We start from the raw sequence: 22599 nt of genomic DNA on the forward strand, positions 1-22599 counted from the left end.
TCCCCACCGCTATCGCGAGCAAGCTCGCTCACACAATGGGCCTGTGGTGAACACAAGACTCATGGACACCCAAGATCACCTGTGGGAGCGGGCTTGCTCGCGATGACGCCGGCACAGCCAACCTCCCTGCACACTGACTTCCTTACAAACTCAACCGCCCCCGCTCTTCCTCAGTCAGCCGCTGGCGGTTCTGTTCGTCCAAAGGCCCCGCACCCAGGACCTGCACCGGGCTCGCCGGGTCGTAGGCCCGAGGCGCTTCGCGGCTGGCGCCGTCGCGGGACGGGGCCAGTTGCTCGGAGCCAAAACTCACCACCTGGACGGTAAACACCGACGCCTGGTTCTGCCGCGCCGCATTCTGTTGCTGACGGGCCACGTCTTCTGCCGCCTGCGTCGCCGAAGACGCCGCCGAACTGGCCGAGGTGATGGCCCCGGTGTTCACCGAGGCCGCCAGCGGCACGCCGGTGGATTTGCCCTGGGTCTGGATGTTGGCCGCGTTCACCACGGTCAACGCCGCGATGTTGACGTTACCCGACACCCGGATCCCCGCCTCGCCCGCATCGATGGTACCCAACGGCGCGATCAGGTCGATATCCCCCGGCGCCACTTCGGCAATCGGGTTGAGCGTGGCAATACCAGCACCGGTACTCGGCACCGCCGGCGACAGCGTCACGTTGCCCCAAGTGTCGTACAAGCGCTTGGGCGGCGTGTACACCACGGTGGTCTTCGAACCGCGACCGGCGTTGATATCGCCCTGGGCCGACCAGCCGATGATCGAACCGCCGAAGGTGGTCATGATCCGGCTCTGCCCCAGCAGGATGCTGTCCTGGGCATACAACTGGATATCGCCCTCGCCCTGGGTGATGACGCCTGCGGTGGACGGCGGCGCGTTGCCCTCGATGCCGAATGTCTGGCCGCCGCCCGGGGTGAGCATTTGGATACTGCCGCCGAAATCGGTGTGCACCCCCGCCCCGCCGAACATCGTGATGTCGCCCTTGTAGGTGATCGGATTGCCCGCCACGTCCTTGGTCGGGAACAACAAGTCGATAGCCTCACGGCCCCGCAGGTAACTGCCCTGGCGCACGCCGCCCACTTCGTTGTACTCACGCCCACCGGCCTTGAGCTCGGCGAAGTACACGTCGCGGGCAAACACCCGCTGCTGCTCGGCCGGCAGTGCCGCGAAGTAGCTGCGGGCCTGTTCGGTGTCGCCGCTGAAGCCGAAGCGTTTCTCCAGCCAATCCACCAGTTCGGTTTCATAGGTCTTGGCGACCTTACCGTCCTGGTCCGCCAGGGGCACGCCGGCCAGGGCCTGGTTCGCCGGGTCCAGGTAGGCCTTGACGAAGCGCTCGTAATCCGCGCCGTTGAGGCCCGCGCCAACTTGCAGCACCAGGCTCGCGCCAGGGCGCGAATCTCCCGGCACCACGGCGCCGAGGCTGGTGATGCTGACCTTGTCGTCCATCAGGATATTGCGCCCGGCGGTGATTTCCAGCAGGCCGGGACCGGCGACGTTGAAGTTGCTGTAGAGGATGTCGCGCCCGGCTGACACGATGGAGATGTCGGTGGGGTTGTTGTGGATGAAGAGGTTGCCGGCGCTGGTGTACTGCCCCGTGACAAACTCACCACCCTGGCCGCCACTCAGCGGTGTTCCGCTGCTGACGATGTCCCGCCCGGCCATCATCCACACCGACCCGGTTCCTTCGTAATAAGTCTGGCCGAATCGGCTGTCATTCGGGGTGGTGAACGTCATCGTCCGCCCGCTATTGACGGCCAGCAAGTCGCCCTTGAGCGCATAGAAACGGGCAGGATCGGTGTTGCTTGCCCATTCGTCGGACGCGCTGCTGCTGTCAAAAGCAAACAACGGCAATGTATTTGCGCCTATAGAGACACGATTGGCATCGACGGAGAGATTACTGACCACCACAGTGTTACCGACAAGCCCCATGAAGGCCGGCCGAAATGGTGTGGCCATGGCCGTGGACGAGGCACCAGAGCGACTGACCGTCAGGTCACCGCCATAGATGGAGTCACCAGCAAGGAACTGCAACTCGCTGTTGATGCCGGGGGCAAGCAGCAAGGCTGAGCGATAGCCGTTACTGGAGTTACCGGAGCCTGCGACCTTGGCCTGGCCGTAGTAAAGACTGCCACTGGCCGCAACGGCCCGCAGAATCGATGGGTAGACTACCGCCAAGTCCGTCTCGCCCCCAGACATCAGCGGCGTCAGATTGCCCCCCGATGACCAGAGATCAATCGCAGTATTAGCCGTCCACAACGAAAACCAACTCACGCCCGAGCCGTTAGTCGCACCATTTTTGAAGGGCGACACGCTCATCATCGGCACCCGCCCCGGGTCGGCAACGTCCATCACGACCAAGTCGCCCAACGTACGCAGATCGAAGGTAGCATCACCAGGCATGAGGGTCAGTCCACCGGTTGCAGATCCTCGTGTGGACTTGAAGGAGTCGTAGGCCCGCGTTTCTCCAGGGGATTGCACTGGGGCACTGTTGCCGTAGAGCAGGTCGATACGACCAATGGCACCACCATCGATTTGGGCGTGTCCTCGCAAATTGATGACCGCGCCGTTGAGATGCCCCATGGTGAACGAGCTCTCGGGATTCAAAACACCACCCACACGCAGGTTGAGATCGCCACCGCCGGTCAATTGCAGGCTGCCATCAGAGCCCACACGTCCGGTGCTGCCCACCGCCAACAGCAGCCCCTGGCTACGAGGGTTGATGTTTGAGTTGAAGTCGTTACCGGCGAGCCGGTTCAACACCCCCGCGTCACCCTTCACCTGTACATCCAGATCACCGCCACCCAAAGTCCCGAACCCGGTGAAAGCGGCCATTTGATCAGCGCCACCCGACACCGTCGACGCGGTATGACTACCAAAGTTGATCCACCAGGCGGTCGGCTGGCTGCTCGCGGAATCACCATTGCCCTGGCGCCAGAGCCAATTGCCTACATTGGCCGAATCCTGGCCCATGTCGGTAGGGTTCGGTCGCCCGTTAGAGTTGACAGGCGCCGTCAGGTTGCCACTGAGGTCACCGCCGACCTTAAGCAACAGGTTACCGCCCGCGTCCGGATACCAGGCGCGATAGAGACTTTCAGCGCCGCCATCGACCAGCTTTTCGTTACTGCCATCCTCGTCGGCGAGCACCTTGCCGTTGGCGCCCAGGGCCTTCGGCTGGTTGTAGGGATCGCCTGGGAACGTCGGTGCCGACGAGGTGCCGGCGGTGTAGATGCCGAACAACGAATCCATGCGCAGGCTGCCACCGCTGAGCAGTTCCAGGTCGCCGGTGCCGGTGCGGATGACGCTCGGACGGACACTGCCGGCAACCGCTTCATACTCCACGTCTGCGGGGGCACAGACACTCGGCGCCGCGTCGCAGAGTGACTGGACCGAATCAAACTGGAAAAACTGCGCAGCGGCCTGGCTGATCAGCTCGCCGGCCTTGACCTCAAAGCCGGAACCTGCCAATTCCTCCTCCGCTGCCTTGGTCCATCTGTAAGAAGCTTGAAGCGCGCAAATACCAGCGAAATCCGCACAGAACGCGTCAACCGAGTCGTAGCCAAAATTGCTCACGATTGTCAGGTCGACGGTTTGCCCGAGCGCTACCGTGAACCCCGCGCCCGCCAGCTCATCGACCCCTTGTTGGGTCCACCGATAGGTGCCCTTGGCCGGCACGGATTTGCCAAACATGCCGTAGTGACTATCGGCAAGACGCAAGTCGCCACGCACCGGGGCAGGCTGGACGATCCGGCTGTCCGCCGCTGTCGTATCCGCCCCGGCCACCAACCGCAGCGACCAGGATTGCGCCCCCTCGGCGAGCATCGGGGCGATGGCCCACAGACGGCCATCGCTGCCGGCAATTTCCGGACGTAGCTGGATCGACTCGACGCCATTGGGCAACTTCACATCGGTGCCGGACGGGATCAGCGAACCGCGATTCAACGCCAGGCTGCCATCCAGCTTGAGGATATTGCTCTGGGCATTGCTCGCATTCGCCACATTGGGCAGCGCCACGCCCTTGGGCCAGGTGAAACCGAGCAGTGCGGCGGCACCGCTCAACACGCTGCCGGCGCCCAACTGCGAGCCGGCTTCGAGGGTCTGGGCCCGGCTCAGCAAAGTGCCCGCGGCAAACAGCAGGTTGCCGGACGCATCGTGCACCGCTGCCGCCAATACCGTGCCGGCCGGCAGCTCCAAGGGTTGCTCAAGGACTGCGGCCACCGGCAGTCGAGTGCCCGCCGCCAGGGTCACGCCTTTGATCGGCAAGTCGTAGTTCAGCGTGGTTCCCGCCGGGAACGCCGTACCGTCGGCCAGCGTCACGCCGGCACCGGGGACGACGATGTCGCCACCGGTGAAATCGATGCCGGGCAGCAGCACCCAGCCTTTGTCATCCTGGGTGGCGGGCGGCGGAGCGAATCCGTCGTTGATGCTGCCGTAGATGCTCAGGTCGCCCCCGGCGCGCAGGGTCAGCGCACCGGCCTCGCCGGAGCCGTACACAGCAGTTTGCCGGGTGTGCGGATTCACACTGGCGTAGCGATAGCCGGACAGGTCCAGGTCACCCTGCACCACCAGGTCGCCGTCGGCCGTGGCGCTGACAATCTCAACGCCGGGCCGCAGGTGGAACGCATCGGCGTAACGGGCGTTGTTCAGGCCGGCGAGTCTACGTTGCATCAAATCGCTGTTGGCCAGCGCCGCGTTGATGAAGGCGAGGCTGTCCTGATGCTTGCCATCCAGGTAGGCCTGGTCGATGACCTGATAAGGACGGCCACTGGCCGCCGGATCGCTGCCAAAGGCTGCATCGTTGTACTGCCACATACCATTGACGGCGATGGACCGCGCGCCCTGGATATCCAGGTTGCCGCTGGCGTCGATGGCGATGTCACCGTGGGTGGCATCCGGGCCGGCGCGCCGGGCATTGAGCTCCAGGGTGCCGCGAGCGCGGCCATCATGCTGCCCCGCAGGCGCCGCGGTGCCATGGCGCAAATCGATGCGAGCACCGTCGGCCAATGTCAGCACGCCGCCCCGGGAGGTGAGGTCGACCATGGCGCGGTTCGGTGAGTCGATGATCTTGCCGTAGCTGTCTACACGCAGGCGATTGCCGTGGGCATCGAGCACCGCGCTGCTGCCCAGGGTCAGGGACCGCCCGGCGGCGAGCCGGATGCTGCCGACCCGTTCGCCGCTGGCGTCTACCTTGCCATTGACCAACAGGTTTCCATTGTCGACCGACACGCTGATGGTCGAGGCCTTGAGTTCGTTGCCGATCACCAGGTCGCCCTGTTTGAGCTGGAAGCCACGGGAACCGAACACCTGTCCGTCATCCAATCGTTGGTTCAAGGCCGCGAACTGCTCGCTGAGGCTGCCGTTGCCGCCCAGGCGCTGGGCCTGGACTTCCACACCGCCGGCCAGGTACGGCATGGCGGTGCCGCCGGCGTCATATTCGCCCGTGCTGCTGCCGAGAATCCGACCCTGCAAATCAACGATCCCGGCGGCCTCGTCCAGGGCCACGGCACTGAGCCGGCCAGCCTGGTTGTTACGGGCCGAGAGGTCGATGCTTGAACCATCCGCCTGGCGGATGTTGCCGTTGCGGCTTTGCAGGATCACCTCACCACCGGCGCTGTAACGCGTCACATCGTTGAAGGTGACTGCGCGCCCAGCCAGGTCGATCTGCGCCGCATCCGTCAGGGTCAGGTCATCCGTCGCGCTGAGGGTGAGCTTGCCGCTGGGCAGCACCACTGCGCTGGCGAGGTTGAGGCTCGCGCCCTTGAGGGACAGCTCGCCCCCTAGCCCGGAGACAGCGCCAGGCTTAGCGGTTGTGCCCGTTACATTGACCACGCCGCCTGCAGTAATGCGGTTGACCGATCCGGCTTCACCCGTGAGCAACGGCGTGAGGATATTCAGATTGCCGCCGCTGTAGACGTAGCCTGTTTTTGCGTCATAGGCGCCCTGGCTTTGATACACCGCCAGGCTGCCCTTGTGATTGGCGGTCAGGCGTTCGCTGGCGCTGAGGTTGACGTTGGCGAATCCCAGGGCCAGGCGGTCCAGGGTGGTGACCGAGCTGGGCTGGGCGAAGTCACCGTAGCCGAATTCGATGCGCTGGGCCTGGATGTCCAGGCGACCGGCACCGGTACCGGCCCCACCGGCAATCACCGAACCCGGCGCGCCGACAGCGCCGTTCCAGATCAGGTTGGTGGTGCGAATGGTCGCCACATCATTGGCGCTACCGGCACCATAGATGGCAGGGGTGCTGAGCATCAGATTATTCAGGCGCGACTTGCCTGTTGTCGGGTCATAGGTGTCGAGACTGACGGTACCGTAAAAATTCAGCGCCTGACTGGCCGACAGTTCGAGGGTTTCCAGGGCCGGAGCACCGTACTCGGTGTCCCCGCGCAACAGGCGATCGAGCACGGTCTGGCTCAGGGTCAGCCCCGCCGGCAAGACCTGGTGCGTTGCCGCAGCGCTCAGGGCCTGGGCGGTGCCAACGTTGATGTTGCTCAGGGCCAGCGTCAGGTGACGGGTGCCATAGCGCACTTGGTCGTCCAGTTCCAGGCTGCTGCCCGAGGCGGCGACGATACTGCCTTCAGAATGAATCTTCGTCACGCCTGTGCACGGTGTCAGGCTGCAACCGCCGATACTGACCGAACCCGTGGAGCCCGATTGCGGAGCCAGCACGTTGAGCAAGCCGTTGGAAGCCGCCAGCAAATTGTAATTCTGGTTCCTCACATTGAGGTTATAGATAAAGCCATCACGGGCATCGTACGCCGCCTTGCCTTGGCCGAGGGTGTTGATGGCGGCGCCTTGTTCCACCAACAGCTCGCCCCCGTCGGTCAGCAGAAAAACCTCCGGTGCCGCCAGAGTCGCGCCTTCACGCAAAGTCACACTGCGCGAGACCCTTTGTGGCGTGACGTCGTTACCCCCTTGGCCATAAAGAATTGAAAACTGGCCGCCGATCACTTGGCGCGAGGCGTTCAATGCATTGAGGCTTGCGGCATTGAGGGTCACACCTTCGAAACCGGCCGTGGCCCCGCGCCCATCGGCAACTACCTCCAGTGCGCTACCGGTGCCCCCCACCACTGCAACGGTACCGCCGTATCCACCCGTCTGAGGCGCGAACTTGCCAATACCCTTGAAGGAGAACGCCTGATCCCCAGCGCCCCTGGCCAGGTTCAGCTTCAAAGTCTTGGCATCCACTGGCAATAAAGCCCTGGGGACACCCAGGCGTCCGGCGTCGGCCACGGCAAACTGGGCGTAGCTGGTTTCGTTGTATTGCGAGTAGCGGCGAAGCACATCTCCCGACGTCAGAATGACCTGACTGGACAAACTGTTGCGCTGCCCGGTATTAGCCACCGACAGTACCCCAGCGGTGGTCCAGGAGCCATTGCGCATCTGTTGCGCAGCCGTTGTCACCCCCTGCCCCGCCAGGCCATTGACTTCGACCCGGAACGCTCCCGGCAACAAGGCGTAGGTAGAGGGCATCAAGGTATAGGTACCCGCGGCCAATCCCGGAACGCCAGTACCAATGGTAATTTGCTGGCCTACCCTGGGGTCCACTGCGCCGCCTTCGGGGGCGACTGGTGCATATTGGCTCTGGTTGCCCGGCACGATGGCATAGACCGGGTTGCTGGATAGGCCCGGCAAGGTAAAACCGCCGTTCGCGCCGATTTGTACCAGCGGATTGAAACGCGCGTCGGTGGAACCCCCTCGGCCAGAGATAAACCCGGCGCCGAGCAAGTCACCACCCCCCGAGAGGTCGAGTACCGAGCCTTCCTGAGCAACCACCGACTGGCCCCCCAGAATCACGCCGACATTGAGGTCACCATTGTCGGAGGGCACTGCGCCTTGCCCCAGCAGAACGACTTTTTTGCCTGCGTACTGGTAACTCTGCCCATCGACAGTACCGCCATAAGGCAGGATCAGCCCTAGGCCGCTGACGGAGGTCAAACTGTCCGGCAACAAGTCCAGCCGGGCAGATATGCCCGCCGAGCTATCATTTGTACCGACTTCAAGCAGCCCAAGCGGAGCCCGTACGACACCCCCTTGTTCGATCTTCGCACTGCCCAATTGCAAGCGACCGAACACCGAATAAGGCACCTGGGGGACGACCTGGGTGGTACGGCCGATAACCAGACTGCGCGTCGGATCGTAGAGAGGGATGTTGTTAACGGGATCGCGCCCCCAGCCATACCCTGCCAAAACACGAGCGCCTACGCCGGTCGCTGGATACAGTTGGGCGGCCTGCAGGATCATGTCCGCAGGCGTCACCAGTTGAGTTGTGAAACCTAAAGGCAACCCTTCGTTCGAGAACCCGGCCAGGAATCGCACATCTCCCCGACTGCTTAACTGAACCCGGTCAAAACCTGTGCGCTCCAACTCGACGGTGCTGCCGTCGGCCTGCCGCACGGTCCCCTTGCTGCTGAACGTCACGTTACCCTGCACATCCAACAGGTCTGCGTTGACAGAAAACACGGCCTTGTTCGTCTGCAATGATACGCCGCCGTCGACCACCGGTCGGACGTAGTTATCCTTGTTTGGAAGGTTGGCCGCGGGGCCCGACAGCAGTACATGGGAAGCATTGAGTTGAGCCCGGGTATTTGGCGCGGCTGCACTCGTGACAAAGTTGCGGGCATACAGGCTCAGGCTTTGGCCAAGGGACAGCGACACGTCACCATCGATGCTCAACAGTCCATTGCTCAACAGCGCCAGGCTGTCGAAACCTCCCGACTGGACCTGATCAACACCCAAGCGCCCGTGGCCGTAAACCAACGAGTCCGCCGCTGTCTCGGCATTACCCTCCAGCAAGCTCGCAGGCGCGGTCTGTCCCAACACCAACTCACGCACCTTCATCGCTCGGTCGCTGGCGGCGTTCTTCACGTAGTAAGGCGTTTCCAATGCCACCGACAACTTGCCGCCCGCCGCCCCTGTCCCGCCCGAATGGGCGCTGAATGCGCCATCCAGGTACAAACCATTGGCCGACGCCAGGGAAATGCTGCCGCCATTGCTCGCCACCGAGGTGCGCCCCTGTCCGGGAATATCCAGCACGGCCTGGCTGCCATCCGCTTGCAGACGCGCGCCCTCGCGCACCACCACAAACAGTTCGGATGCGGAAGCCGAACCTTTCTCGGCGTCGATCTGGCCGCCGATGACAATCTGCCCGCCATCACGTACCAGGCCATAGGTCTGACCGCGCATATCCCGGGCGGTCACGGCCCGGCTGGAGACATCGATCAGAGCCTGCTCGCCCAGCCAGATGGAGCGACCGTGGCCCTGAGCGTTGACGGCTTCTCCCTCCGCACCAATGACGCTCAACCCGGTGAGGCTGACCCGCCCACCCCACGCATTGAGGGTACCGTTGGCGGTCAGTTGACCGATGCTGCGCACATCGATGCCCTGGCCCGGATCGACGCTGACCACGCTGCCCTTGCCCAGGTTCAACACGGTGCTGGCCATGTCGGCGGCGCTGGAGTTCGCGGTACCGGCAGTGAGACTCAGGCTCGCGCCGCGACGCTGGGTCATGACACCTTTGATCGCATCTTCCTGGTACAGCTCCGGCGTCCAGCGCTGCAACGCATCGGCCGGCTCCGCGCCGCTGCCGGTGTTCAACGCCTGCTCGCCAAAGCGGTACACCGGCATCGTCACATCGACCTGGGCCCCGTCGGCCACGGTCAGACCTTCGTTACCGGTGATGTCATAGGCCGAGAAGCCTTTGTCAAAAAAGTCTCCGCCCAGTTGCAGGGTGCCCGGTTCAAGCGGCGAGCCGCTGTCGCCGATCAGCACTTTATGGGCCGCCAGCGTCAAGGTCCCGCCGCCATTCACGCCGGTGCCGCGCAGTTCACCGTCAAGGTTCAAGGCGCCGTTATCGGACGATACGCCGGTACTGGCGGTCAGGGTCAGGTCACCGCCCTTGCCGCCGCGGGTCTTGCCATCGGCCATGACCGCAGCACCGGAACTGACGTCAATCCGACTGCCCTGACGCACGTCAATGTCGCCACTGCTGCGCACGGACACCGTGCCGCCGTTGAGGAACGGCAGGCCTTGGCGGTCGTTGCCGTCAAGCAGCAAATTGCTCCACAGCCCAGCGGTGTTCAGCATCACGCCCTCGCCCAACGTGACCCCGGCACGCTGACCGGTGGCGGGCGAAAGCACGACGTCTCCCATCTGGAAGTTATCGGTTCTGACCTGCTTAAGAACGTTACCCAAGGCAATGCGACCGCTGCGAGCCGTCAGGTTGGCGTTGACTTCCACCTGTGGTGCATAAAGCGTGATGTCGCCGCCATCGGCCACTTTAAGCGTGCCATCGACTTTGATACCTTCTGCCGCCGCCACCTTGACCGCGCCGAGCTGGAAGCCATTGAGCAGTTCGTTATCCAGCACCAGCTTGCCTTGCCGATCGGTGTCGACCACCGAGGTCAGGTCCTGGCCCGCGGCAATCTTGTCGGTCACCTTGCCGACGGTGACCTGATCGAAGGTGGGGTTCAAACCGCTGTTGATCACGCCTGCAGTCTTGTCATAGATCGGCGTGTAGCTGCCCACCCACAACTGCGCCCGTCGGGCCACGGCATTTTGCGATTGCTGGTAACCGTCGAGGTTGAGGTTCGGCGCCTGAGTCTGGCGTTCACCCTGGTAGACCTCACCAACGATTTGGCCTTCCAGCACCGCGTTGCGGGTCGACACCACCAGCTTGCCGGCATCGCGGCCGACGGTGTAGCCGGCTTCGAAACGCTCGCGTGGGGCAATCAGCGGGTTGTAGTAGTAATCGGTCTGGCCCCAACGCTGGCTGTGGTCTTCGTAGCCCTTGTAGATACCGGTGTAGAGAATGTCCCCCGGCGCCTTGGACAATTCATGCAAACGCCCATCAGCGCCCTTGAGCCAGGACTGCCGCAAGTAGCCGCTCTGCACATCCAGGGTACCGCCAGACAGGTTCAGTTGCGCTGCCTGCTGGGTCACCACGTCGTTGCCAGTGAACGTCAGGGTGCCGCCTTGAGCAGCCCATTCACCGACGCTGTGGCCTCGGGTCCCCAAGTAACCGCCGACTTCCAACAGCCCACCCGCTGTGTACCAACGGTCGGTGGCGTAACCATTGGTGCCCGCCGGCACGTAGATCAAGTCGCGCACATCCACCCAAACATCGTTGTTGGTCAGCTTCCCGTCCTCGCGGTTGACCGGTGCGTCGCGCTGTTCATTGCCCTGCACGTTGACCTTGATGGAGTTGGACTCCATCGCCACCTTGACGCCAATGGCGCCGGATACGTCGATCACCGCGCCATCGCGCACCAGGCTGCGCCCGGCGGCGCTGACCGCGACCTGGCCGCCGGTGGCCAGGGTGATGGAGCCGTTCTGGAAGTCAACGCTACCGCCACTGACGATCTCGACCCGCGACTGATCGGTGCGGTCGACCACACTGCCGAGGTTGTTGAACTGGCCGGTGATCAGGTTGTTCGGCGTGCCATCCAGGCCGGCCGGTCCGGCATTGCGCTGACTGTCCAGGGCACTGCCGCCGGCGGCGTCGAGCAACACCGCCGTGGCGCTGCCCAGCCCCAGGGTCACGCTGCCAGTGCTGTCGCTGAAGGCGTTGAGCAGGTGCACGGTGCCGCGGGTGTCCACTGAACTGGTGGCGACGGCCACGCCGTTCTGCTCGACCCGGTGTCCGGTGAAGGTGATGTCGCCGGTGCTGGCCTGGATCAAGCCGCTGTTGATCACCGTGCCGGCGCTGCTGCCCGGTTTGAGGGATGTCGCGACCTCGTTGCCACGGGTGGTGGAACGCAGGTTGCCGCTGGTGCCCTGGCCGCGCCGGATGTAGAAGCTATCGCCTGCCGCCAGGGTGGTCTGGCCCTTGGCGGTGATGATCGAGCCGGCGTTCTCCACTTCGCTACCCAGCAGCAAGGCATAGCCGCCCCCCGCCGTGGAGGTGGCGGCACGATGGGTTTCAATCAGTGCGCCCTGCTGCACTTCGACCTTGCCCGCCGCGTCGGTGAAAGTCGGCTGGGTGCCAGTGGCATCGACGTACAAGCCGCGCTTGCTGAATTGCTCATCGCTGATGTTGGCCGCCACCGCCGCCAGGTTGCGCACGTTGACCTGGCTGCTGCCGCTGAAAATGATGCCATTGCGGTTCACCAGCATCACCGTGCCGTTGCCCTTGATCTGGCCCTGGATCTGGCTCGGCCGCGCTTGCGGATCGTTGACCCGGTTGAGCACGGCCCAGTCCGACTGCTGCTGGAAATCCACCGTGGTGTTGCGCCCGATGTTGAAGGTTTCCCAGTTGAGAATCGCCTTGTCGGCGGTCTGCTCGATCTTCACCGTGGTCTTGCCGCCGGCCTGGGTCTGCTGCGGTCCCTTGGCGTTGAGCCAGCCCTGGGTCAGGCTGTTATCGACCTTGAGCCCGCCCTCGCCCAAGCCGTCGGGCACGGTCTGGATTTGCCCGAACGCGGCCTGCCTTCCTGCCGCTTGCGCCGCCTGCTGGGCCGCGATGGCGGCCACGGTGTTGTTGAGGTTGGTCAACGAACGCTGCAACTGCGCATTGGCCCGTTGCTGTTGGGCCAAGGGCGGCGGCATGCCTGGCAACGCCGTCGTGGGCCGTGCCGCGCCACCGGCCGGGGACGCGCCCTTGGCGGCAAACCAGGCCGAACTGAACGCGGTCGCCGCCTGGGCATTGCCAGCCACCATCAGCAGGGCAATGGCCTGGGCCAGTGGCTTGAGCCGCAACATCGACAAATCGCCATCGCGACGTGGAGCATTCAGGTTCGTCTGGGGTTTGCAGCGCAGCATCCTACTCATCCTTTCGGGTTCGCTCTAAGGGGGCGCAACGCAGTGCTATCAAGCTGCCAGCGTTGGTTATAGGGGATAGGCGGTTACAGCCGCTCGGGACCGAACGGATGTCATGAAAATTTCATGTGGCTGTGTTGGCGCGGGTATGACGCAAAAAGTCAGCAACGGCTTTCACCGTTGCTGACCGGGTGTTGCAGGTCGTTCAAGCCTGGGCTTACAACGGACGACCGATGGCGTTGCAGACACTGGTGTTGCCGATGCTCAGACCGCTGGAAGCCGTGACGAAGGAATCACGAATGGCAGTTTTCCAAGCCGAAGGCAGTGGCACGAAACGGTTGGCGGTGATGGCCGAGTCGTTGTTGGTCAACGAACCGTAGTGACGGCTGAAGAAGTTGCGAACCTGAGTGGTCTGGGTCGCATCGGCGTAGCACTGGCTGAAGATCACGTTGGTGAAACCCAGGATTGGGTAGCCGGTGGTTGGGTAGAGGCGCAAGCTAGGGTCAGCCGGAATGGTTTCATCGATCACTTTTTGAGAAGTGAAAATAGGCACCCAGGCGTTTGGTTTTGACCGGTCGGCAACAGCAGGAACCGTAACGGCATTGATAGCTGCCGACACGTTGGCTGGTGCAGGGGAAAGACCGCCAACACGAGCGACCTTGGTGGCGTCGTCCAGACCGGCCAGGGTAGTAGCGGCGTAATCCGGGCTCATATAGGTGATACGACCCTGCGCAGCGTTCAGTGCAGTCATCACGTTAGCACTGCCGGAGGCGGAAACGGCACCAGCTGGCAGGCCACCGCTGTAGCTGGAGGCGAAGGTGGTGGTGACACTGAAGGTGCCGGTTTCAGCGCACTTGGCATTCAGGAAGCGGGTGAACAGCTCGGTGGTGCCGCTGCTTTCTGAACGGTAAACCACGGTGATTGCGCCAGTACGGCCCGAACCAGTGATCTGGCTCCAGTCGGTCAGACGGCCGGAGAACACGCCGCACAGTTGGTTGACGCTCAGGTCGACGTTGGCGGTGCCAGTCTTGTTGAACGGAATGGCAACCGAAGTGGCGACCGAAGGCACCTGGATCAATGGACCCCAGGCGGCACCGTGGGCACTGACGTAGGTGCTCAGTTCAGTGGCGCTGAGCTTGGAGTCGCTACCAGCCCAGTGGACTTTCTTGCCGCTGGTGTCGCCAGGCACGAACTTGGTGTAGTCGTTGGTCAGGAAAGCAGCCTTGCCAGCACCGCTGCCCACGCCGATGTAGGGGGCAAAACCGGCAGTCAGTACGCCGGAAGTCTGATAGAGCGGCTGAGGCAAGGTAGCACCACCGCCGTTGACATCAGCCATGGCAGCCTGAGCGGCGCAGAGGCCGGCGAGGGTCAGGGATACCGCGAGAACGTTGCGCTTAAACATGAAGAATCTCCTTTCATCGTGTTCGTACGTAGGTTGGATGACGCGTGCTTGCCGTCATGGCGCTCGGTCCTGTGCCGGTGGCGATGGGGTGAGGCCATGGGTTAGAAATTCGCAGTTTCCGGTGACAGATAAAGGAAAAAACCTCGGGAGCTGGGGGCTGTTTTTCGGGTTTTTTTCTCGGGTGTTCGAGGGCTCTGGATTGGGGTTTCGAGCAAGTTTTGCGGTTGTCCGAGGTGGGGGGCGCGATGGAGATGACGGTGGGTGGTTGCCGGGCAAGCAAACATGACAGAACGAGGATCCCGAGTTTGGTGCGGTCAAGGCTCGGGAGATGTCCGCAGTGCCGAAAAATTTCTGACCGGTCGCCGCTTTTGTGGCGAGGGGATTTATCCCCGTTGGGCTGCGCAGCAGCCCCTCCTACTGTCGTCTCGATGTGTCAGACAAATTGAGTAGGTTGTCTTGGGGCTGCAACGCAGCCCGGCGGGGATAAATCCCCTCGCCACAAGATCAATGTTCGCCACGGGTTGCGTGTACTTACTGAACCAACTGATTGATCTCGATAATCGGCAGCAACACCGCCATGACGATCACCAGCACCACCGCGCCCATGACCACGATCATCAGCGGCTCCAGCAGCGCGGTCATGCCCATCGCCCGGCGTTCGATGTCGCGGGACAGGGTTTGCGCGGCGCGTTCGAGCATCGGCGGCAGGCAGCCGGTTTTCTCGCCGCTGGCGATCAGGTGGATCAGCACCGGCGGGAAGACTTTTTCCACCCGCAGCGCCGCCGCCAGGTTGACGCCTTCGCGAACCTTGGCCGTGGCCTCGCTGACGCTCAGGCTCAGACGGTCGTTGGACAGCGTCTGGCGCGCGGCTTCCAGGGCGCGCAGCAAGGGCACTCCTGCCCCGCCGAGAATCGCCAGGGTCGAGGCAAAGCGAGCGGTGTTGAGCCCGAGCACAAAGCGCCCGATCAGCGGCAGGCGCAGCACCCGGGCGTGCCAGTTCAATCGCGCCGCCGGTTTACGCAGATACAGGCGCCAACTCCAGAACCCAGCGGCCAGCACGCCGAAGCACAGCCAGCCCCACGCACGAATGAAGTCACTGGCGGTGAGCATGGCCAGGGTCAGCCCCGGCAAGTCCTGGCGGGCCTGGGAAAACGCACTGACCACCTGCGGCACCACATAGCTGAGCAGGAAAATCACAATGGCGATCGACACCAACCCCACCACCCCGGGGTAGATGAACGCCGTGAGGATCTTGCCCCGCAGGTTGTTGCGCTCCTCGATGTAGTCCGCCAACCGCTCCATCACCTGGGCCAGGTCGCCGGACTCTTCGCCGGCGGCAATCAATGCCCGATAAATTTCCGGAAAGTCCCGGGGCCGCGCCGCCAGGGCTTCGGCCAGGCGCATGCCGCTGCGTACATCGGCGCGCACCGCGCTCAGGGTCTGGGCGATGTGCTTGCGCTCGGCCTGCTCCACCGTAGCGCTCAACGCCGCTTCCAACGGCAGGCTGGCGCCCAGCAGGCTCGCCAACTGCCGGGTGGCCCAAGCCAGGTCGTTGTCCGAGAGCTTGGCGCTGAACAAGCCACCACCGTTGGCTTGCGCCGTGTTGCGCTCGACCTGCACCTGCAATGCCGTCAGCCCCCGGCTGCGCAACAGGTTGAAGGCCGCCCCCTGGCTGTCGGCTTCCAAATGTCCGGATTCGATCTTGCCCTGGGCGTCGGCGGCCTCGAAACGGTAGCGATTCATCAGGCGTCCCGTGTTACGCGCAGGATTTCTTCAGGGGCCGTGGTGCCACTGCGCACCCAGCGTTCGCCATCCTCGCGCATGCTGAACATCCCGGCTCGGCGGGCAGCGGCGCGCAATGCCTGCTCCCCTGCCCCCTGGTGGATCAGCGTGCGGATGTCATCGTCGATGCAGAACAGTTCATGGATCCCGGTGCGCCCGCTGTAGCCGGTCTGGTTACAGCTCGGGCAACCCACTGGGCGCCAGGTGCCGGGCGTGGCCGGATCCGGCTGCTTGCACTGCGGGCACAACCTGCGCACCAGTCGCTGGGCGAGCACGCCGAGCATCGACGAGGCCAGCAGGAACGGCTCGACGCCCATGTCGATCAGGCGGTTGATGGCCGACACCGCGTCGTTGGTGTGCAGCGTCGCCAGTACCAGGTGCCCGGTGAGGGACGCCTGCACGGCGATCTGCGCAGTCTCCAGGTCGCGGATTTCGCCGATCATGATGATGTCCGGGTCCTGGCGCAGGATCGCCCGCAACGCCAGGGCGAAGGTCATGTCGATCTTGGCGTTGACCTGGATCTGGCTGATGCCCGGCAGGTCGTACTCCACCGGGTCCTCCACCGTGAGGATGTTATGAACGCTGGCGTCCAGCCGGGCCAGGGCGGCATAGAGGCTGGTGGTCTTGCCGCTACCGGTGGGGCCGGTGACCAGGACGATGCCGTGGGGCTGGCGGATCAGGTGATCGAGCTTGCCCAGCACGTCCGGGTCCATGCCCAACGTTTCCAGTTGCAGGCGTCCGGCCTGCTTGTCCAACAGCCGCATCACCACCCGTTCGCCGTGACCGGTGGGCACCGTGGAGACGCGGATATCGATCGGTCGCCCGGCCACGCGCAGGGCGATGCGGCCGTCCTGGGGCAGGCGTTTTTCGGCGATGTCGAGCTGGGCCATGATCTTGATCCGCGACACCAACGCGCCATGCAGGGCCTTGCGCGGCGAAACCACGTCGCGCAGGGTGCCGTCGACGCGGTAGCGCACCACCGAATGGCTTTCGTAGGGTTCGATGTGGATGTCGCTGGCCTCGTCTCGCGCGGCCTGGGTCAGCAAGGCGTTGATCATGCGGATCACCGGCGCGCCGTCCTGGGTGTCCAGCAGGTCGGTGATCTCGGGGATGTCCTGCATCAACCGGTCGAGGTCCACTTCGTTTTCCGCCGCGCCCACGACGGCGGCGGCACTGCCAGTGTCGGCATAAGCACTGTTGAGCAGCCCATCGAGCTCCTCGTCGCGCACCCGCTCCAGCCGCACGTCGCCGAACTGACGGCGCACCTCGCTGATGGACCAACCCGGCGTGGACGGGCACACCATCAGCACCGCACCGTCCTCGGCCTGCCGCAGCACCAGGCGCTGGGCCTTGGCCCAGGCGTATGGGAGGGTGTTCATGGCAACAACCCCCGACCACTTGGCCGTGCACAAAACCTGTGGCGAGGGGATTTATCCCCGTTGGGCTGCGCAGCAGCCCCCAGCCTGACACCAAGGTATGTCGGGGGGATGTTGTAAGTTTTTTTGGGGCCGCTGCGCAGCCCAACGGGGATAAATCCCCTCGCCACAAATGCAGTGTTTCCAGGGTTGTTCTTCATCAGCGAGTGCCTCCTTCGACAGGCACCGCCTTGATCACCGCCCTCGGCGTTTGCAGCCCGACGGGCGTGGCGCTGGGAATCGCCCTCGCCGAGGCTGGCAATTGCGGCGCCTGCATGTCCGGCATTGCCCAGCTGCGGTCTGGTTGCAGCAGGCCTTGGGCGCGGCGCATGAAGTCGTAGCGGTTGAGGGTAATGCCACGTCCCGCCGCCGTGTCGCGGATGATATAGGGCCGCAGGAACACCATCAGGTTGGTCTTGGTGATCTGCCGCCGTTCGTTGCGAAACAGCGCGCCGATCCCGGGAATGGTCGACAGCCACGGTACCGCGTCGTTGCTCTGGCTGTAGCCATCCTGCAGCAGCCCGCCAAGGACCATGATCTGCCCGTCGTCGAGCAGGATGCTGGTGTCGATGGCGCGCTTGTTGGTGACGATACCCGTGGTGCTCGAGGCGCGATTATCGACGCTGCTGACCTCCTGGTAGATGTCGAGCTTGACCGTCCCGCCTTCGGAAATCTGCGGCCGGACATTGAGCTTCAAACCCACCTCCTCGCGGGTCACGGTCTGGAACGGGTTGTTGCTGGTACCACCGCCGCCCGTGACGTAGCTGCCGCTGACGAAGGGAATGGTCTGGCCGACGAAAATGCTCGCCGCTTCGTTGTCCAGGGTCAGCAGGTTCGGCGTCGACAGCACATTGGTGCCACCCTTGCTCTTCAAGGCCCGGGCCAGGACCTTGAGGTCGAGAATCTTGCCGATACCCGGAATGTCCACCGTGCCGTTCACCACCCCCAGGTTCAGGCCCTGGGGCAAGACATCGATGCTGGTCTTGCCGTTGAGGTTGAGCCCGGTGCCGCCGAGGTTGACCCCGCCGATCACCCCACTGCCACCGAGGTTGCCGGTCTGCCATTGCACGCCGAATTCGCTGGCGTCGTCCTCGCCGACCTCGACGATCAGGCTCTCGATCACCACTTGGGCGCGCCGCTGGTCCAACAGGTCAATGACTTCCCGCAGGTTGCGGTACAGCGGGTCCGGCGCGGAGATCAGCAAGGTGTTGGTGGTGGCGTCGGCCTGGATGGTCACGCCGCCGGCGCTGAAAGCGGTGTTCTGTTCGTTTTTCGTCGAAGCGGAAGTCGTGCCGTTGCTGCCTTGGCCGTAGCCGTTGCCGCTGGTCGACGCACTGGCGCTGGTGGTGCCGCTGGTGCCATCGCCACTGCTGCCCTGCCCACTCTGTCCGTTGGTATTGGCGCCCATGCCACTGAGCACCGAGCGCGAGTTGTCGCTGCCCTCGCCTTCGCTTTCCCCGGTGAGCAAGCCGCGCAGGGCCTGGGCCAGTTTGCCGGCCTGGGCATTGCGCAGGTACACCACATGCAGGTTGCTCGGGTTGTTCTGGGCGTTGTCGAGCTTGTAGATCAGGTTGCGCGCCAGCTCCGTGCGCTCGGGGCTGCCGGCGCGAATGATGATGGAATTGGAGCGCGGATCGCCGATCACGTTGATCTTCTGGGTCTGGTCGCCGCCCTGGGTTTCCAGCAGATCAGAGACCATTTGCGCGATGTCGACGGCGATGCCGTTGTGGATCGGCACCACGTCGGTGTCGATGGCACTCGGGGTGTCGATGCCTTCGATGAGTTGCGCCACCCGCGACAAGTTTTCGGCGTAATCGGTGACGACGATGGTGTTGTTGCCCGGGTAGGCATTGATCGGGTTGTTCGGCGACACGATCGGGCGCAGCACCGGGATCAGATTCACCGCGTTCTCATATTGCAGGCGGAAGGTGCGGGTGAGCATGCCATTGCCGGCCGGTTTGTCGGCGCTGTAGATCGGCCCACCCAGCAGTTTGGCATCGGCCTCCGGCACCACCTGGGCCACGCCACCGACGTCGACCACGCTGAAGCCTTGCATGCGCAGCGCGGCCAGCAGCATGTCGTAGGCCTGGTGAGCCGGGACCTGGCCTTCGGAAACCAGCGTCAGGTTGCCCTTGACCCGCGGATCCACCAGGAACTGTTGGCCGGTGGAGCGGGACAAGGCCCGCACCACCGCCTGGATGTCCGCCTCGACGAAATTCAGCGTCACCGGTTGATCGCCCAAGGGCGTACGCGCCGGCGCATTGTTGCGCGGCTCGCGAGCACGGGTGGTGAGGTCGACCTGATGCCGCACCGCGGGCTTATGTTCACGCAGGTCCTGGGCCCGCTGGCGATCGAGCACCGCATCGCCGCTGCGCTGGGTACTCCCCAACGGAATGCCCAACTCGCTATCCACCAGCAACGGTGGCTGCGACGCGGGCGGCGTGCTGTTGCACGCACTCAACGCGAGCAACAACAGCGGTGCAGCCTTGCGCCAATGACGTGGGTATCGGGCCCCTTTCATGAAGCTTCCTTAGCGCCTTGCGCCTGATCCATGCGAACGGTTCCGGACAGTGTGCCGGCGGTATTGTCGGTGTCGTGGTTGTCGGGGTTGGCAAGGGCGGTGCGCTGCAAACGGGCCTCGATCACTTCCAGGGAGAATTGCCGTGGGTTGCCCAGCAACCAGCCGATCACCGCCTCCGCTGGGGCCTGGTCGAACGTGAGCTGCCAGGTGTTGGGGCGCTCGGTGCCAGGCGTTTGCAATTGGTAATGCTGGCTCAAGCCACTGGCGTCCAGGCTCTGGCGCAAGGCGGTGTCAAGAGGTTGCTCGGATGCGGGCCCAGCGACGTCGCGCAACAGCACTTCGAGGGCTTCGGTCTGTGAACGCAGCTTCGGGGTTTCGGCTTGCCAGTAGGCGATAGTCTTGAGCGGCGGCTGGATCAATGCGAGCCAGACCAGACAGCCGCCCAACACCAGCGCAGCCAGGGCCACGGCGGATTGTTCGCGCACGGCAAGGCCCTGCCAGAACGTGCGCAAGCGCGTGCGAAAGGTTTGCCAGCGGACCCGCGCCAGTGCCAGAGAATGCTTATTCATCATCGGCGTCCGGGTTTTCGTCGGGGCTGCCCTGGCCGGCCGGAGCCACACGCAGGGTCCAGCCCTGATCGATGGCGGCGACGTCGATGCCGGCCTGGACCAGGGGGATTTTCCAATCCTCTTCGGCGGTGGTTTTCTGCGCCTCGGCCACGACACTCAAGCGCAACTCACCGTTCTCGAACACCAGCGCCTGGACATTGCCGCTCATGAACGGCATGGCACTGCCCGCCTGTTGCACCAGGCTGGCAAAGCGTTGGGCCGGGTCGGTCGCCGCACCGCTCTGGCGCGCAGCGATTTGCTGACGTGCCTGTTGCAGCGGGTTGAGAATCACCGGCAACTCGGGAAACGCCTGCTTCACCCGCTGGCTCATCTGCGCCTTGAGCCGTTGGCCCTGGGCCGCTTCACGGGCGGCGTAGAGGTTCAGCCCAATCACCCACACCGCCAGTGCTGTCGCGCAGATCGCCGCCGCCCGGCCCCAACCGCCGCGCTCGACTGCGTTGCGTGCAAGGCCGGCATGCAACCCCCAGCCTGGCGCAGGGCCCATCCAGCGTTGGGTTTCGGCCAAGGCATCGATCGAAGGTTGCGGCGGCGCCTCGCCCACCCAATGCACCCCGGGCCCCGTTTCCAGTAGCCACTCCTCCAGCGCCTCTTGCTGCAACGGTTGCACCACGGCGTGCTGCAGGTCATGGCGCACCAGCAAGTGGTCATCCTCGATACAGGCCACCGGCCCCGACAGCACCGGCAAGGCGTAGGCCGCCGGATAGAGGCCACGCAGTTTCATGCCAGCCTGGTGCACAAGCCGCCCGAGATTGGCGAGGGGTTCACGGTCCAGCCAGGCGATTTGCACCTGCCCATCGATCCCACGCGGGCCATGGGCCACCTGCATGTGTTCGCTGGCGCCGAGCATCAGGGCCTGTGCCGCGCACGTCACCGCGGCGGTAATCTTCACCGCAGGCAACAACGGCAACTCCAGGCGGGTCAGTAAACTGTCGCGGGGATGAAGGAAACACTCCACCGCAAGGTTTTTACCGCCCTGGCCCAACGCCCGCAGGCTGCTGCGACCCTGTTCGCGGACCTGGCCCTGGCGGTCCAGCCAGGCAAATGTCACCTCGCTGTCGAGATCCAGGCTGCCCAGCGGCGCCAGGGCGATGCGCAAGCGCGTCATACGCCCACCCTTGACCAGATCACCTGGGGCAAGCGGTCCTGGGTGCGTTGCAGCAACGCCTCCAGTTCGACCCGCCGCTGACCACTGCGCGCCTGACCTCGCAGGCGGAACCAGTCGCTGGTGATGCCGACCTTGACGCTGGCGGTGTCCAGCTCTGGCATGCGCAGGCGATTGACGAAATCCCCGCGATTGATAAACCAGTGGCCGCCGTCGCGCTCCCTGACCAGAGCCTCGGCCCGTTGCAGCGACAGCCCCGGCACGTAGGCGACCAGCACCGGGGCGCTGGCGGTGTTGCCATTGAGCCAGGTATTGGTGGGCAGGATCGTCACGTACGGCGCCAGTGTGTCCAGTAACCGTGTGGTGACGCCTTTGACGCTGCGCAAGTCTTGCAAGGTGCGCAGCATCGGGCGCGTCGGGGCCAGCGGTGTGTTGTCGGCCTGGGGCGAGGTTGCGCGGCCGCTATCGAAAGTATTGGCCTTCGGCGCCTGGTCCATCCGCTGCGGATTCAACAGGCGCGGATAGGCCTCGATCACCCTGTCGACGATACGCGTGCGGACCGTCGGGGCCACGCCCAATTGCTGGCACAGGCGTTCGAAGGCGCGCACTTGTTCCTCGTCCACCCGCTCATTGGCAACGAGGTTGCGCAAATTGAACTTGCCTTGTTCATCCTCCAACTGGCCTTCGAACGGTGTGTCGATCTGGCTTGAACCCGGTATCACGATGGGTTTGGCCCAGGGTTGGCCAAAGCGCGTCAGCGGATCGCGCTGGCGGGCATCCCAGAGCAACTGGCGACTCAGTTGCAAGCCACCCTGCAACCGCGCCGTGCCCTGGACACGCAACTGCTCGGCCTCCAGGCTGCGGGTGAACAGGGTCTGGCGGGTCAGCATGCCACCGGCAATGACCGCCACCACGGCGGCGATCAGCAAGGCACTGATCACCGCCATGCCGCGCTGCTTCGCCGCGAGGGGCGAATCCGTCTGCATCA

General features: G+C 64.1%; 8 protein-coding genes. All 8 read right to left on the minus strand.

Going from position 1 to position 22599, the window contains the following annotated elements:
- Nucleotides 1-142: 142 nt before the first annotated feature.
- Nucleotides 143-12763, minus strand: coding sequence for a filamentous hemagglutinin family protein (locus tag BT116_RS23085; RefSeq protein ID WP_072347339.1), 12621 nt, complete (start codon nt 12761-12763; stop codon nt 143-145).
- Nucleotides 12764-12977: 214 nt separating this feature from the next.
- A complete protein-coding gene (locus BT116_RS23090) occupies nt 12978-14162 on the minus strand; it encodes a substrate-binding domain-containing protein (protein WP_072347341.1) in 1185 nt (394 codons plus the stop codon).
- A 531-nt stretch (nt 14163-14693) separates the two neighbouring features.
- A complete protein-coding gene (gspF, locus tag BT116_RS23095) occupies nt 14694-15905 on the minus strand; it encodes a type II secretion system inner membrane protein GspF (protein WP_072347343.1) in 1212 nt (403 codons plus the stop codon).
- Nucleotides 15905-17323 carry a type II secretion system ATPase GspE gene (gene gspE / locus BT116_RS23100; protein WP_072347345.1) on the minus strand — a complete coding sequence of 473 codons (1419 nt, stop codon included), beginning with the start codon at nt 17321-17323 and terminating at the stop codon, nt 15905-15907. Before gspE ends, gspF begins: the two co-directional genes overlap by 1 nt.
- Before the next feature lie 196 nt (nt 17324-17519).
- Nucleotides 17520-19880, minus strand: coding sequence for a type II secretion system secretin GspD (gspD, locus tag BT116_RS23105; protein WP_072347347.1), 2361 nt, complete (start codon nt 19878-19880; stop codon nt 17520-17522).
- Nucleotides 19877-20449, minus strand: coding sequence for a type II secretion system protein GspM (gene gspM / locus BT116_RS23110; RefSeq protein ID WP_072347349.1), 573 nt, complete (start codon nt 20447-20449; stop codon nt 19877-19879). Before gspM ends, gspD begins: the two co-directional genes overlap by 4 nt.
- Nucleotides 20442-21614 carry a type II secretion system protein GspL gene (gene gspL / locus BT116_RS23115; RefSeq protein ID WP_072347351.1) on the minus strand — a complete coding sequence of 391 codons (1173 nt, stop codon included), beginning with the start codon at nt 21612-21614 and terminating at the stop codon, nt 20442-20444. The genes gspM and gspL overlap by 8 nt, the downstream gene beginning before the upstream one ends.
- The gene (gene gspK / locus BT116_RS23120) at nt 21611-22597 is read right to left on the minus strand and encodes a type II secretion system minor pseudopilin GspK (protein WP_072347353.1); all 987 of its coding nucleotides are present in this window, start codon (nt 22595-22597) and stop codon (nt 21611-21613) included. Before gspK ends, gspL begins: the two co-directional genes overlap by 4 nt.
- Nucleotides 22598-22599 lie beyond the last annotated feature (2 nt).

Origin of the sequence: Pseudomonas sp. NFACC16-2 (assembly GCF_900119205.1) — a bacterium.
In the GTDB taxonomy this organism is placed as follows: domain Bacteria; phylum Pseudomonadota; class Gammaproteobacteria; order Pseudomonadales; family Pseudomonadaceae; genus Aquipseudomonas; species Aquipseudomonas fluorescens_Q.